This window comes from Pseudomonas pichavaramensis, assembly GCF_050473265.1.
Taxonomy (GTDB): Bacteria; Pseudomonadota; Gammaproteobacteria; order Pseudomonadales; family Pseudomonadaceae; genus Aquipseudomonas.
The window spans coordinates 430,257-445,655 of record NZ_JBJKFJ010000001.1 but is presented as its reverse complement, the minus strand read 5'-3'; the positions used below and the strand labels follow the sequence as shown (position 1 = coordinate 445,655).

Annotated in this window: 11 protein-coding genes; all 11 read left to right on the top strand. The window is 64.0% G+C overall.

The genetic code is table 11. The annotated features are described in order from the left end of the window. Nucleotides 1-29 precede the first annotated feature (29 nt). The 11 genes from purH to urtE all read left to right on the top strand — a co-directional run bounded on the left by purH (nucleotide 30) and on the right by urtE (nucleotide 15,377). Nucleotides 30-1,637 (top strand): bifunctional phosphoribosylaminoimidazolecarboxamide formyltransferase/IMP cyclohydrolase, encoded by a 1,608-nt coding sequence (gene purH, locus ACJRW5_RS01960; protein ID WP_484568853.1) that lies wholly within the window; start codon nucleotides 30-32, stop codon nucleotides 1,635-1,637. Between the two features lie 130 nt (nucleotides 1,638-1,767). Then, nucleotides 1,768-3,057, top strand: coding sequence for a phosphoribosylamine--glycine ligase (gene purD, locus ACJRW5_RS01955; RefSeq protein WP_484568852.1), 1,290 nt, complete (start codon nucleotides 1,768-1,770; stop codon nucleotides 3,055-3,057). Between the two features lie 286 nt (nucleotides 3,058-3,343). Then, a complete protein-coding gene (locus ACJRW5_RS01950) occupies nucleotides 3,344-6,130 on the top strand; it encodes a hybrid sensor histidine kinase/response regulator (protein ID WP_484568851.1) in 2,787 nt (928 codons plus the stop codon). A 42-nt stretch (nucleotides 6,131-6,172) separates the two neighbouring features. Next, entirely contained in the window at nucleotides 6,173-6,769 is a 597-nt protein-coding gene (locus tag ACJRW5_RS01945) for a MarC family protein (RefSeq protein WP_484568850.1), read from the top strand. A 269-nt stretch (nucleotides 6,770-7,038) separates the two neighbouring features. After that, on the top strand, nucleotides 7,039-8,838 hold the full coding sequence (gene atzF / locus ACJRW5_RS01940) for an allophanate hydrolase (protein WP_484568849.1): 1,800 nt from the start codon (nucleotides 7,039-7,041) through the stop codon (nucleotides 8,836-8,838). Between the two features lie 8 nt (nucleotides 8,839-8,846). Further along, nucleotides 8,847-9,551 (top strand): GntR family transcriptional regulator, encoded by a 705-nt coding sequence (locus tag ACJRW5_RS01935; RefSeq protein WP_484568848.1) that lies wholly within the window; start codon nucleotides 8,847-8,849, stop codon nucleotides 9,549-9,551. A gap of 75 nt (nucleotides 9,552-9,626) precedes the next feature. Next, nucleotides 9,627-10,892 (top strand): urea ABC transporter substrate-binding protein, encoded by a 1,266-nt coding sequence (gene urtA / locus ACJRW5_RS01930; protein WP_484568847.1) that lies wholly within the window; start codon nucleotides 9,627-9,629, stop codon nucleotides 10,890-10,892. A 207-nt stretch (nucleotides 10,893-11,099) separates the two neighbouring features. Next, nucleotides 11,100-12,668 carry an urea ABC transporter permease subunit UrtB gene (gene urtB, locus ACJRW5_RS01925; RefSeq protein WP_484568846.1) on the top strand — a complete coding sequence of 523 codons (1,569 nt, stop codon included), beginning with the start codon at nucleotides 11,100-11,102 and terminating at the stop codon, nucleotides 12,666-12,668. Continuing rightward, nucleotides 12,668-13,756: an urea ABC transporter permease subunit UrtC gene (gene urtC, locus ACJRW5_RS01920; RefSeq protein WP_484568845.1), complete on the top strand. Its 1,089-nt coding sequence runs from the start codon at nucleotides 12,668-12,670 to the stop codon at nucleotides 13,754-13,756. The genes urtB and urtC overlap by 1 nt, the downstream gene beginning before the upstream one ends. Beyond that, entirely contained in the window at nucleotides 13,753-14,595 is an 843-nt protein-coding gene (gene urtD, locus ACJRW5_RS01915) for an urea ABC transporter ATP-binding protein UrtD (protein WP_484568844.1), read from the top strand. The genes urtC and urtD overlap by 4 nt, the downstream gene beginning before the upstream one ends. A gap of 83 nt (nucleotides 14,596-14,678) precedes the next feature. Continuing rightward, entirely contained in the window at nucleotides 14,679-15,377 is a 699-nt protein-coding gene (gene urtE / locus ACJRW5_RS01910; protein ID WP_484568843.1) for an urea ABC transporter ATP-binding subunit UrtE, read from the top strand. Nucleotides 15,378-15,399: the final 22 nt, after the last annotated feature.

Sequence of the window (15,399 nt, the reverse complement as noted above, 5' to 3'; positions counted from 1 at the left end):
CTGATATCCCCGCTCTGATGGATAGTGATATGACCGACCAGACCACCCTTCTGCCCGTCCGCCGTGCGCTGATCAGCGTCTCCGACAAGACCGGTGTCCTCGAATTCGCTCGCGAACTGGCCGCCCTCGGCGTCGAGATCCTCTCCACCGGCGGCACCTACAAGCTGCTCAAGGACAATGGTGTGGCTGCCGTGGAAGTGGCCGACTACACCGGCTTCCCGGAAATGATGGACGGCCGGGTGAAGACCCTGCACCCGAAAATCCACGGTGGCATCCTCGGCCGTCGCGCCCTCGATGGCGCGGTGATGGACGAGCACGGCATCAAGCCGATCGACCTGGTGGCGGTCAACCTCTATCCCTTCGAAGCCACCGTGGCCAAGTCTGACTGCGACCTGGCTGACGCCATCGAGAACATCGACATCGGCGGGCCGACCATGGTCCGTTCCGCTGCGAAAAACCACAAAGACGTGGCCATCGTGGTCAACACCGGTGACTACGCTGGCATCCTCGCCTCGCTGAAAGCCGGCGGCCTGAGCTACGCCCAGCGCTTCGACCTGGCCCTGAAAGCCTTCGAACACACCGCTGCTTACGACGGCATGATCGCCAACTACCTGGGCACCATCGACCAGGCCGCCGAGACCCTGTCGACCGAAGCCCGTGGCGCCTTCCCGCGCACCTTCAACAGCCAGTTCGTCAAGGCGCAGGAAATGCGCTACGGCGAGAACCCGCACCAGAGCGCGGCGTTCTATGTCGAGGCGAAGAAAGGCGAAGCCAGCGTTTCCACCGCCGTGCAGCTGCAGGGCAAGGAACTGTCGTTCAACAACGTGGCCGACACCGACGCCGCGCTGGAGTGCGTGAAGAGCTTCGTCAAGCCAGCCTGCGTCATCGTCAAACACGCCAACCCGTGCGGCGTGGCCGTGGTTCCGGAAGACGAAGGCGGCATCCGCAAGGCCTACGACCTGGCCTACGCCACCGACACCGAGTCGGCCTTCGGCGGCATCATCGCCTTCAACCGCGAGCTGGACGGCGAAACCGCCCGGGCCATCGTCGAGCGTCAGTTCGTCGAAGTGATCATCGCGCCGAGCATCTCCCAGGCAGCCCGCGACGTGGTCGCCGCGAAAGCCAACGTGCGTCTGCTCGAGTGCGGCCAGTGGCCGGCCGAACGTGCCGCTGGCTGGGACTTCAAGCGCGTCAACGGCGGCCTGCTGGTACAGAGCCGTGACATCGGCATGATCAAGGCAGAAGACCTGAAGATCGTCACCCAGCGCGCGCCGAGCGAGCAGGAAATCCACGACCTGATCTTCGCCTGGAAAGTGGCCAAGTTCGTCAAATCCAACGCCATCGTCTACGCCAAGAACCGTCAGACCGTCGGCGTCGGCGCCGGCCAGATGAGCCGCGTCAACTCCGCGCGCATCGCCGCGATCAAGGCCGAGCACGCCGGCCTGCCGGTACCGGGCGCCGTCATGGCCTCGGACGCCTTCTTCCCGTTCCGCGACGGCATCGACAACGCGGCCAAGGCCGGTGTCACCGCCGTGATCCAGCCGGGTGGCTCGATGCGCGACAACGAAGTGATCGCCGCTGCCGACGAAGCCGGTATTGCCATGGTGTTCACTTCGATGCGTCACTTCCGCCATTGATCGACAGGTGGATGGCTTCGTCCATCCACCCTACGTCACGCGAAATGTGTAGAACGTAGCCCGGATGAAATCCGGGGACGCCCTAATTGAAAGCCCCGGATTGCATCCGGGCTACGCTCAGGAGACCCCCATGAACGTACTGATCATCGGCAGCGGCGGTCGTGAACACGCCCTGGCCTGGAAAGTGGCGCAGGACAAGCGCGTCGAGAAAGTCTTCGTCGCCCCCGGCAACGCCGGCACCGCCGTCGAAGCCAAGTGCGAGAACGTCGCCATCGACGTGCTGGCCATCGAGCAACTGGCGGACTTCGCCGAGAAGAACGTCGCCCTGACCATCGTCGGCCCGGAAGCGCCGCTGGTCAAAGGCGTCGTCGACCTGTTCCGCAAGCGCGGCCTGGACATCTTCGGCCCCACCGCCGCCGCTGCCCAGCTGGAAGGCTCCAAGGCCTTCACCAAGGACTTCCTGGCCCGCCAGAACATCCCCACCGCCGCCTACCAGAACTTCACCGAAGTCGAGCCGGCCCTGGCCTACCTGCGCGAGCAGGGCGCGCCGATCGTGATCAAGGCCGACGGCCTGGCCGCTGGTAAAGGCGTGATCGTCGCCATGACCCTCGAGGAAGCCGAGGAAGCCGTACGTGACATGCTCTCCGGCAACGCCTTCGGCGACGCCGGCGCGCGCGTGGTGATCGAGGAATTCCTCGACGGCGAAGAAGCCAGCTTCATCGTCATGGTCGACGGCGACAACGTCCTGCCGATGGCCACCAGCCAGGACCACAAGCGCGTTGGCGACGGCGACACCGGCCCCAACACCGGCGGCATGGGCGCCTACTCGCCGGCTCCGGTGGTCACCGCCGACGTGCACAAGCGCGTCATGGACGAAGTGATCTACCCGACCGTGCGCGGCATGGCGGCCGAGGGCAACGTCTACACCGGCTTCCTCTACGCCGGCCTGATGATCGACAAGAGCGGCGCGCCGAAGGTCATCGAGTTCAACTGCCGCTTCGGCGACCCGGAAACCCAGCCGATCATGTGCCGCCTGGAAAGCTCCCTGGTGCTGCTGGTCGAGGCCGCGCTGGCCAAGGCGCTGGACAAGGTCGAAGCGACCTGGGACCCGCGCCCGACCGTGGGCGTGGTGCTGGCCGCCGGTGGCTACCCAGGCGACTACGCCAAGGGTGAAGTGATCGAGGGTCTGGACGAAGCCGCCAAGCTCGACGGCAAGGTGTTCCACGCCGGTACCGCGCTGAAGGACGGCCAGATCGTCACCAGCGGCGGCCGTGTACTCTGCGCCACCGCCATCGGCGCAAGCGTTGCCGACGCTCAGCAGCAGGCCTATCGCCTGGCCGAGAAGATCAGCTGGAGCGGTATGTTCCACCGCAACGACATCGGCTACCGCGCCATCGCCCGCGAACGTGGTGAAGGCTGATTGGCTGACAGACCCGCTTGCGGCTCGCGCTCACAGGTCTGCCATGGCGGCTCGGAAGTCAGCCGCCATGGCGATCAGGTCATAGCGGAACGCCCGAAGCCGCTCGCGTTGCCAGTTAGTCTGGCGAGTCACAAAAAATCGCAGGGTGCGTTTTTTGACGCTGGTTCCGCCCGCGACCCGAAGGCTGGCCGTCAGGGATGACAGGTCACAAAAAGCCGGTCTGCACCGTATTCCCCCAAGCAAATGCTTGGCTATAATCCGGCCACTTATATAGAAGGACTTGCCCGTGCGCCGGCTCAGGATTGCCATTGGACTCATCGCCAGCTTGCTGCTGCTCGGCCTCGCCGTCACAGCAAGTGCGGGTGCAAGCCCGACAAGCACAGCGACGTGGTCCTACCTGGTCGACGCCAGCGCCCGACTGGGCCTCGATGAAGTTCGCGCCCAGCGTCAGCAGTTCAAACCGCTGTCCAAACAGTCCTTCACCTTCCCTCCCAGTGATCACGCTGTCTGGCTGAGAGCCGAACTGGCCCCGCAGCAGGAACCGGTGTGGCTGTGGATCTTCTCGCCGCGCGTCCAATACCTGGACTACTACCTGCTCAGAGACGGGCAGCTCGAGCAGAACCTGCATACCGGCGAGGCCATGCCGCTGGACTCGCGCCCGTTGCCCTCGCGCTTCTACCTGATGCCGCTGCCCAACGATGGTCAGATGCGTGTCGCTTATGTGCGCCTGACCTCCAACCATCCACTGATGACTTGGTTCAAGGTGATGGACCAGGCCGAGCTAGTGAGCCTGGAGAAACCCGCCTACCTCTATGGCATGCTTTTCGGCGCACTCCTGCTGCTGACGCTCTACAACCTCATTCGCTTCCTCTACACCCGCAGCGTTAGCGGGCTGTGGTTGGCCGGGGTGAACATCGGTCTGGCCATCTGCTCGTCGGCCAACCTCGGCATATTTGCCCAGTGGCTGCCCAGCCTGGGTTACAACCAATCGCTGATCGCCGATCTTTCTGCGCTGTTCGCTGCCTTCAGCGCTCTGGCTTTTGGTCTGAGCTTCTTCCGCAGCACCCCAGCCCAGAACAACCCACTGAACCGTCTGCTGGTGGGCAACGCAGCATTGGTATTGGTCTACGCGCTGTGCATCGCCGTCACTGGCCTGTTCTGGTTCAGCTCGCTGGTCTACCTGCTGGTGGTCCTCAGCTCGCTCAACCTGTTGCTGGTCAGTGCTCTACACTGGCGCTCCGGCTACCAACCGGCACGACTGATTGCCGTCGGCATGCTGGTATTCAACCTGGGCTTCGGCTTCTTCGTACCAATATTGCTCGGCTTCGATCAGTTGAACCCGGGCTGGCTGGTACTCGGTGTGTTCAGCGTCGCCACGCTGGCCGGGCTGATCCTCAGCGTATCGCTGACCGAACGCCAACGACAGATCCAGCAGGACACCCTGCAGGAAAGCACTGCCCTGGCAGCCAGCAGCGCGGAGCTGCGCGCCAAGGCCGAATTCCTGGCCAAGATCAGCCACGAGATCCGCACGCCGATGAACGGCGTACTGGGCATGACCGAGCTGCTGCTGGGCACGCCGCTGTCAGCCAAACAGCGTGACTATGTGCAGACCATCCACAGCTCGGGCAATGAGCTGCTCACCCTGATCAACGAGATTCTCGATATTTCCAAGCTCGAATCCGGGCAGATCGAGCTGGACGACGTGCAATTCGACCTCGGAGCCCTGATCGAGGACTGCCTGGATATTTTCCGTGCCAAGGCCGAACAGCAGAAGGTCGAGTTGATCAGCTTCATTCAGCCGCAAGTGCCACGGGTGATAAGCGGTGACCCGACCCGCCTGCGCCAAGCCCTGCTGAGCCTGCTGGACAATGCCTTCAAGCAGACCGATGAAGGCGAGATTCTGCTGGTGGCCGCGCTGGATAGCAGCGATGGTCAATACCGTCTGCGCGTCGCCGTACAGGACAGCGGCCGACCGCTGCTCCCGGAGGAGCGCGATGCCCTGCTCAACGCCGAATTGCAGAGCCGCGACTTTCTCTCCGCCACCCGCCTGGGCGGGCGCCTCGGCCTGATCATCGCGCGCCAGCTAGTGCGTCTGATGGGCGGCGAGTTCGGCATCCAGGGCAGCGGCAACCAGGGCACCACCCTGTGGCTGACCCTGCCGCTGGACGCCGCGCGCCTGGAACAACCGGAAACCGATCTGGACAGCCCGCTGCAGGGCGCACGCCTGCTGGTAGTGGACGACAACGACACCTGCCGCAAGGTACTCATGCAGCAATGCAACGCCTGGGGCATGCAGGTCAGCGCCGTGCCTTCCGGCAAGGAGGCCCTGGCCCTGCTGCGTACCAAGGCGCACATGCGCGAATACTTCGATGCGGTGCTGCTCGATCAGGACATGCCTGGCATGACCGGCATGCAACTGGCGGCGAAGATCAAGGAAGACCCCAGCCTCAATCACGACATTCTGGTCATCATGCTCACCGGTATCAGCAATGCGCCGAGCAAGGTGATTGCGCGTAACGCTGGGATCAAGCGCATCCTGGCCAAACCGGTAGCCGGCTACACGCTCAAGACCACCCTGGCCGACGAACTGGCGCAACGCCCCAACGACACCCCCGCGCAAGCCGCCCCCACACCGGTGAGTGCGCCGCTGAACGTACCGGCCGACTTCCGCATCCTGGTGGCCGAAGACAACAGCATCTCCACCAAGGTGATCCGCGGCATGCTCGGCAAGCTCAACCTGAAGCCGGATACGGCCAGCAACGGCGAGGAAGCCCTCAGCGCAATCAAGGCGCAGCCCTACGACCTGGTGCTGATGGACTGCGAAATGCCGGTACTCGACGGTTTCTCTGCCACCGAACAGCTGCGCGCCTGGGAACAGAGCGAACAGCGCCCGCGCACCCCGGTGGTGGCGCTGACCGCGCATATCCTCAGCGAGCACAAGGAGCGCGCCCGTGCCGTGGGTATGGACGGTCACATGTCCAAGCCGGTGGAGCTTTCACAGTTGCGTGATCTGATCGAACACTGGATTGCCGAACGCGAACTACGCCGTCAGCGTGACGCGCTGCCACACTGATCGTCCTCTTTACCTTCCCTGCCTTTCTGCGAGCCTGCCACCATGGCATCCGAGTTGTTCAGCCTGTACCTGAAGATGCTGGTGCTCTATAGCCCCTTCTTCGTCCTCTCCTGCTTCATCGGCCTGAGCCGCGGCTACACCCTCAAGGAGCGCAAACGCCTGGCCTGGAAGGTGGCGCTGGCCACACTGATCGCCAGCGTGCTGCTGTACTTGTTCGGCAAACACATCTTCACCCTGTTCGGCATCACCATCGATGCCTTCCGTATCGGTGCCGGCTCGGTGCTGTTCATCTCTGCCCTGGGCATGGCCCAGGGCAAGTCGGCGGTGCAGAGCGACAATGTGCAGCAGGACGTCACCATCGTGCCGCTGACCATTCCGCTCACCGTCGGCCCCGGCACCATCGGCGCCCTGCTGTTGATGGGCGCCAGCCAGCCGCACTGGGATGACAAGCTGGTAGCCGTGGCGGCGATCTTTCTCGCCAGCCTCACCGTGGGCGTGGTGCTGTACCTGTCCAACCAGTTCGAGCGCCTGCTCGGCGAGCAGGGCCTGCAGATCGTCAGCCGCCTGATGGGCCTGTTCGTCTGCGCTCTCGCCGCGCAGATCATCTTTACCGGGGTGAAGAATTACCTGGTGCCGTAAGACGGCGAGCTTCGAGCCCTCGGTGCGCATGGCGCACCCTACCGCACGCCTGCAGGCCCGACGATCCCGTAGGGTGCGCTATGCGCACCCGCCGATCCATGCACCATCCGCTTACAGCGCGGCCCCAGCACGGTGCACCTCTCCTCGACGGCGCTCCTGCCCGCAATCTCAAAAATCACCTAACCACATGAAATAAAAGACTTTATAAGAAACTGGCATTCACATTGCTCTGACGATCCTAACTTGGATACAAGATGGAATCTCAAAGCATGTTCAACACCCCGATCGCTTTCACCCTCGTGCAGTGGCAACAGGCCTACCGCGACGGCCAATCGCCTGCCGAACTGCTGCACGCCCTGCGCCGGGAACTGCGCGCTGACGACAACGCCTGGATCGCCCTGGCCAGTGAAGCCCAGCTCAACGCTCAACTCGCTGCCCTGGCCAGCGCGCTGGAGGGCGTAGCAGGCGACAACAGCAAGCTGCCACTGTACGGCGTGCCCTTCGCCATCAAGGACAATATCGACGCTGCCGGCTGGCCGACCACCGCCGCCTGCCCCGAGTTCGCCTACACGGCCAAGGCCGATGCCACCGTGGTCGCACGCCTGCGCGCTGCCGGCGCCATCCTCATCGGCAAGACCAACCTCGACCAGTTCGCTACTGGTTTGGTCGGCACGCGCTCGCCGCACGGTGCGGTGCCCAACAGCTTCAACCCGGATTACGTCAGCGGCGGGTCCAGCTCCGGCTCGGCCAGCGTGGTCGCACGCGGCCTGGTGCCCTTCTCTCTGGGCACCGACACTGCCGGCTCCGGCCGCGTGCCGGCAGGCTTCAACAATATCGTCGGGCTCAAGCCGACCAAGGGCTGGCTGCCCAACACCGGCCTGGTGCCGGCTTGCCGCACGCTGGACTGCATCTCGGTGTTCGCCCTGACCGTCAGCGATGCGCTTGCAGTGGCCAACATCGCCGGCGGCTATGACGCCGCCGATGCCTACAGCCGCCAGAACCCGAACAACGCCAAGGTCGGCATGCCTGCCAAACCACGCCTGGCAGTGCCGGGCAACCCCGAGTTCTTCGGCGACAGCCAGAACCAGGCCGTCTATGAAACCGCCCTGGGCAAACTGCGCGAACTGGGCGCCGAGCTGGTGGAGATCGATTTCACCCCCTTCCAGCAGCTGGCCGAGCAGCTTTACTACGGCCCTAGGGTCGCCGAACGCACCGTCGCGGTGGAAGGCGTGAACCCCGAACACATCAACCCGGTGGTGCGCGGTATCGTCGACAACGGTCACAAGTACAGCGCCTGCGACGCCTACAAGGCCGAGTACATCCGCGCTGAACTGAGCCGTGTGATCAACGACGCCCTGGCCGGCTTCGACGCCATGGTGGTGCCGACCTCGCCGACCATCCGCACCCTGGCCGAGATGGACGTCGAACCGGTGCTGTACAACAGCCAGTTCGGCACCTACACCAACTTCACCAACCTCGCCGACCTGTCGGCCCTGGCCTTACCGGCAGGCCTGCGTGCCGATGGTCTGCCAGCCGGCATCACCCTGATCGCCCCGGCCTGGCACGACCAGGCGCTGGCCGCCTTCGGCCAGCGCTGGCAGCAGGCCGTCGCTCTGCCGCTGGGCGCCACCGGCAAGTCGCTACCGGCTCAACAGGTGAGCAGCAAACCAGCACCGGGCAGCATCCGTGTCGCCGTGGTCGGCGCACACCTGACCGGCATGCCGCTGAACTTCCAGCTCACCAGCCGCGATGCGGTACTCGTGGAACAGACCACCAGCAGCGCCAACTACCGCCTCTACGCTCTGCCCGGAACGGTGCCACCCAAGCCAGGCCTGGCGCGGGTTGCCGAGGATGGCGCCGAGATCATCGTCGAACTGTGGGACGTACCGCAGGCGCGCTTCGGCGAGTTCGTCGCTGAGATTCCACCGCCACTGGGCATCGGCAACCTGGAGCTGGCCGACGGCCGCTGGGTCAAGGGCTTCATCTGCGAGCCCTATGCGCTGGACAGCGCGCGCGACATCACCCACTTCGGCGGCTGGCGAGCCTTTATCGCCAGCACCAAGGCCTGAGTTCGCCGATGTCGCGTACCAGCCCGCGTCCACCAAGCCTGGCTGAGCGTATCTACGCTCAGCTCAAGGACGACATCTTCGAGTTCCGGCTGATGCCCGGCGACCGCTTTTCCGAAGGCGAGATCGCCGAGCGCATGAGCGCCAGTCGTACACCGGTGCGCCAGGCACTGCATCGCCTGCAACGCGAAGGCTTCCTCGAGGTGCACTTTCGCAGCGGCTGGCAGGTGCGCCCGCTGGACTTTGCCCTGTTCGACGAGCTGTACGAGCTGCGCATCGTGCTCGAACTGGAAGCCGTACGCCGTCTTTGCCAACGCCCCACGGACGAACATCCGCCTGCACTACAGAAACTGGAGCGCACCTGGATAGTGCAAAAAGAGGATCAACTGCAAGACGGTGCAGCCGTTTCACGCCTCGACGAGGCGTTTCACTGCCAGTTGCTCGAAGCCGCCGGTAACCGCGAGATGGCCCGCGTACACCGCGAGGTCAGCGAGAAGATCCGCATTCTAAGGCGGCTGGACTTCACCCAGGCGCAACGTATCGACCTGACCTACGCCGAGCACGCGCAGATTCTTCAGGCAATCCTGACTCATCACTCAGAAGAGGCACAGCAATTGCTCAAGAGCCATATAGAGGTCAGCAAGGCAGAGGTGCATTCGATCACCTTGCACAAGCTTTACGCAGCCAGACAACGCGTGGAGCAGATGCCGGCATAACCGAGCCATGACCTTCACTGCATGACCCATAACAACGCTGTCCACTTACTCACACTTGTGAATGGAGATCGCACCATGCAACGTCGCAGCCTGATCAAGGCCTTTACCCTTTCCGCTTCCATCGCCGCCATGGGCCTGAGCTGGTCCATCCAGGCCGCCGAGACCATCAAGGTCGGCATCCTGCACTCGCTGTCCGGCACCATGGCCATTTCCGAAACGTCGCTGAAAGACATGGCGCTGATGACCATCGACGAGATCAACGCCAAGGGCGGTGTACTCGGCAAGCAACTCGAACCGGTGGTGGTCGACCCGGCGTCGAACTGGCCGCTGTTCGCCGAGCGTGGTCGCCAGCTGCTGACCCAGGACAAGGTCGCCGTGACCTTCGGCTGCTGGACCTCGGTCTCGCGCAAATCGGTGCTGCCGGTCTACGAAGAACTCAATGGCCTGCTGTTCTACCCGGTGCAGTACGAAGGTGAAGAGATGTCGCCGAACGTGTTCTACACCGGTGCAGCGCCAAACCAGCAGGCCATCCCAGCCGTGGAATACCTGCTCAGCGAAGACGGCGGCGGCGCCAAGCGCTTCTTCCTGCTGGGTACCGACTACGTCTACCCGCGCACCACCAACAAGATTCTGCGCGCCTTCCTGCACAGCAAGGGCATCGCCGACAAGGACATCGAAGAGGTCTACACCCCCTTCGGCCACAGCGACTATCAAACCATCGTCGCCAACATCAAGAAATTCGCCGCGGGCGGCAAGACTGCCGTGGTCTCCACCGTCAACGGCGACTCCAACGTACCGTTCTACAAGGAACTGGCCAACCAGGGCCTGGAAGCCACCGAAGTACCGGTCGTGGCCTTCTCCGTGGGTGAAGAAGAACTGCGTGGCATCGACACCAAACCGCTGGTCGGCCACCTGGCGGCCTGGAACTACTTCCAGTCCGTGGAGAACCCGGTCAACGACAAGTTCGTCGCCGACTGGAAAGCCTACGCCAAGGCCAAGAGCCTGCCGAACGCCGACACCGTGGTCACCAACGACCCAATGGAAGCCACTTACGTAGGCATCCACATGTGGGCACAGGCCGTCGAGAAAGCCGGCACGACCGATGTCGACAAGGTGCGCGAAGCCATGGCCGGCCAGGAGTTCGCCGCGCCGAGCGGTTTCACCCTGAAGATGGACGAGAAGAACCACCACCTGCACAAGCCGGTGATGATCGGCGAGATCCAGGATGACGGTCAGTTCTCCGTGGTCTGGGAAACCGACGGCCCGATCCGCGCCCAGCCGTGGAGCCCCTTCATCGAAGGCAACGACAAGAAAGCCGACACCCCGGTGAAGTCGAACTAAGGCACAAGCCCCTCTCCCCCGGCCCCTCTCCCGCATGCGGGCGAGGGGAGACAAGCGGCACGGAGCGATGCACTGCACCGTGCCCGTCCCCTCTCCCCCCTTTCTTTTATGAATAGGGGGAAAGGGCTGGGGAGAGGGTCGCCGTAGCCCGGATGCAATCCGGGACGCTCACCCCGGATTGCATCCGGGCTACGCCAAGGACACCTTATGCCCACTGCCCTTATCCGAATTCTCCTCAGCCTGCTGCTGTTGCTGCCTCTGGCCGCGACCGCCAGCGAGGCTGACGATTTCGCCGCAGCCAACGCCAGCAAGCAGGCCAAGCTTCTGCAAAGCTGGGCTGCAGCCCCCACCCTCGAGCGCATGCCGCTGCTGCAGGCCCTGCAGCAGGGCCGTGTCGCCAGCGACGCCGACAAACGCGCCTTCATCGATCAGGACGGCACCTGGCAAGCCGCCGCTGGTGAGGGTGAAGCCAACGGCACACCGCGCAAGCTGCGCCTGAACAACCGCCTGCGCGGCCTGATCGGCGTGGCCGTCGCCAGCCATCAGTTGCTCGACGATACCGCGGCCGTGCGCCTGGAAGCGGCCCAGCAACTTCAACGCAACACCCCGCCCAACCTGCTGCCCCTGCTGGAAAGCCGCCTGAGCATCGAAGCGGACGAAGCCGTGCAGGACGCCATCACCCTGGCGCTGGCCAACCTGCAACTGAGCGACGCGGATCCAGCCGTGCGTCTGGCTGCCGTCAAACGCCTGGGGCAAACCGGCGATCCGCTGGCCCGTACTCGTCTGCAGAGCCTGCTCGATGGCGATGAAAGCGATGCCAACGTGCGCGCCGCAGCCGAGCAAAGCCTGGCCCAGGTGAAGAAAAAACTGCTGATCGGCGAACTGCTCGGCCAGGCCTTCAGCGGCCTGTCGCTGGGTTCGATCCTGCTGCTCGCAGCGCTCGGCCTGGCCATCACCTTCGGCCTGCTCGGGGTGATCAACATGGCCCACGGCGAGATGCTGATGCTCGGCGCCTATACCACCTACGTGGTGCAGCTGGCCTTTCAGAAACTCGCCCCCGGCTACCTGGAACTCTATCCGCTGGCGGCGCTGCCCATCGCCTTCGTGGTCACTGCCTGCATCGGCATGGCGCTGGAGCGCACAGTGATCCGCCATCTCTACGGCCGCCCGCTGGAAACCCTGCTGGCCACCTGGGGCATCAGCCTGATTCTGATCCAGCTGGTACGCGTCACCTTCGGCGCGCAGAACGTCGAAGTGGCCAACCCCGCCTGGCTGTCCGGCGGTGTGCAGGTGCTGCCGAATCTGGTGCTGCCCTACAACCGCATCGTCATCATCGGCTTCGCGCTGTTCGTCGTGCTGCTGACCTGGCTGCTGCTGAACAAGACGCGTCTGGGCCTGAACGTGCGCGCCGTGACGCAGAATCGCAACATGGCTGCCTGCTGCGGCGTGCCCACCGGCCGCGTGGACATGATGGCCTTCGGTCTCGGTTCGGGTATCGCTGGCCTCGGCGGTGTCGCTCTCAGCCAGATCGGCAACGTCGGCCCTGACCTCGGCCAGAGCTACATCATCGACTCCTTCCTGGTGGTAGTGCTCGGCGGCGTCGGCCAACTGGCCGGCAGCGTGCTGGCCGCCTTCGGCTTGGGTGTGGTGAACAAGTTCCTCGAACCGCAGATCGGTGCCGTGCTCGGCAAGATCCTTATCCTCGCGCTGATCATTCTGTTCATCCAGAAGCGTCCGCAAGGCCTCTTCGCTCTCAAAGGACGGGTGATCGACTGATGAACGCGATAAATCAAACGCTACTGGCCCGCGCCAGCGCCAAGCTCGGCCCCCGCGTATCCATCGCCGTCGGCCTGCTGGTGCTGGCGGTACTGCTGGCCATGCCGTTGCTGCACCTGCTGCCGGCCGAGCATGCCCTGCACGTGACGGCCTACAGCCTGACCCTGGTCGGCAAGATCCTCTGCTACGCCATCGTCGCCCTGGCGCTGGATCTGGTCTGGGGTTACGCCGGCATGTTGTCGCTGGGCCATGGTCTGTTCTTCGCCCTCGGCGGCTACGCCATGGGCATGTACCTGATTCGCGAAGCCGCTGGCGATGGCCTGCCGGCGTTCATGAGCTTCCTCGCCTGGAACGAGCTGCCCTGGTACTGGTACGGCACCTCCAGCTTCCTCTGGGCCATGTGCCTGGTGGTACTGGCGCCCGGCCTGCTGGCCCTGGTGTTCGGCTTCTTCGCCTTCCGCTCGCGGATCAAGGGTGTGTACTTCTCGATCATGACCCAGGCGCTGACCTTCGCCGGTATGCTCCTGTTCTTCCGCAACGAGACCGGCTTCGGCGGCAATAATGGCTTTACCGGTTTCACCCGCATCCTCGGCTTCGACATCACCGGCCAGGGCACTCGCGCCACGCTGTTCTTCGCCACCGTACTGCTGCTGGTCGCCAGCCTGTACCTGGGCTTTCGCCTGGCGCGCAGCAAGTTCGGCCGGGTGCTCACTGCATTGCGTGACGCCGAGAACCGCCTGATGTTCTGCGGTTACGATCCGCGCGGCTACAAGCTGTTCATCTGGGTGCTGAGTGCAGTGTTGTGCGGCCTGGCCGGCGCGCTGTACGTGCCGCAGGTCGGCATCATCAACCCCAGCGAAATGGCCCCTACGCAGTCCATCGAAGCGGCCGTATGGGTCGCTCTCGGCGGCCGTGGCACGCTGATCGGCCCGCTGCTCGGCGCCGGCCTGGTCAACGGCATGAAGAGCTGGTTCACCGTGGCCTTCCCCGAATACTGGTTGTTCGCCCTGGGCGCGTTGTTCATCGTCGTCACCCTGTTCCTGCCCAAGGGAGTGATTGGCCTGTTGAAGAAGGAGAAGGATCAATGAGAGCCACTCCGGTACCCGAAACCATGCTCGAAGCCGCTTTTGACCCTACCGGCCAGGCGCTGGACACCGGCAAAAGCGTCGGCAAAGGCGTCAACGTCCGTCATGGCACCATCCTCACCCTGGAAGACATCAACGTCAGCTTCGATGGCTTTCGCGCGCTGACCGACCTGACCCTGTACATCGGCGTCGGCGAGTTGCGTTGCATCATTGGCCCCAACGGCGCCGGCAAGACCACCATGATGGACGTGATCACCGGCAAGACCCGCCCGGACAATGGCGTGGCCTACTTCGGCGAACAGTACGACCTGACCGCCATGAGCGAGGTGGAAATTGCCCAGGCCGGTATCGGTCGCAAGTTCCAGAAACCCACGGTATTCGAGGCACTCTCCGTATTCGAAAACCTGGAGCTGGCGCAGAAGACCAACAAATCGGTGTGGGCCAGCCTGCGCGCCAGACTCAGCGGTGAGCAGAAGGACCGCATCGAGGAAGTGCTCACCACCATCCGCCTGGACGCCTCGCGCAACCGCTCGGCCGGCCTGCTCTCCCATGGCCAGAAGCAGTTTCTCGAGATCGGCATGCTGCTGATGCAGGAGCCGCACCTGCTGCTGCTCGACGAACCAGTAGCGGGCATGACCGACGCCGAAACCGAGTTCACTGCCGAGCTGTTCAAGTCGCTGGCGCGCAAGCACTCGCTGATGGTGGTCGAGCACGACATGGGCTTCGTCGGTTCGATCGCCGACCACGTCACCGTGTTGCACCAGGGCAGCGTGCTGGCCGAAGGCTCGCTGGAGCAGGTACAGAATGACGAGCGGGTAATCGAGGTTTATCTGGGTCGCTGACAGTCGGTGCGCACGGCGCACCCTACCCGACGCGGTTTATCCGTAGGGTGCGCCGCGCGCACCGCATGCTTAAGGACATCGATATGCTGCAAGTCCAACAACTCCACCAATACTACGGCGGCAGCCACATCCTGCGTGGCCTGTCGTTCGACGTGAAGGTCGGCGAGGTCACCTGCCTGCTCGGCCGCAACGGCGTGGGCAAGACCACCCTGCTCAAATGCCTGATGGGACTGATCCCGGCCAAGGACGGCAGCGTGCAATGGGAGGGCAAGGCCATCACCGGCTTCAAACCGCACCAGCGCGTACACGCCGGTATCGCCTACGTGCCACAGGGCCGCGAGATATTTGGCCGCCTAACCGTGGAAGAAAACCTGCTGATGGGCCTGTCACGCTTTCCCGGCAGCCAGGCCAAGGTGGTGCCGGAGTTCATCTACGAACTGTTCCCGGTGCTGCGCGAGATGAAACACCGCCGTGGCGGCGATCTCTCCGGCGGCCAGCAGCAGCAGCTGGCCATCGGCCGCGCACTGGCCAGCCAGCCGCGCCTGCTGATCCTCGACGAGCCCACCGAGGGCATCCAGCCCTCGGTGATCAAGGAGATCGGCGCGGTGATCAAGAAGCTCGCCGCCCGTGGCGACATGGCCATCCTGCTGGTCGAACAGTTCTACGACTTCGCCGCCGAACTGGCCGACCAGTACCTGGTGATGAGCCGTGGCGAGATCGTCCAGCAAGGCCGCGGCGAGAACATGGAAGCCGAAGGCGTACGCGGCCTGGTGGCGATCTGACGAGCGCCCCTGTGGGAGGAGC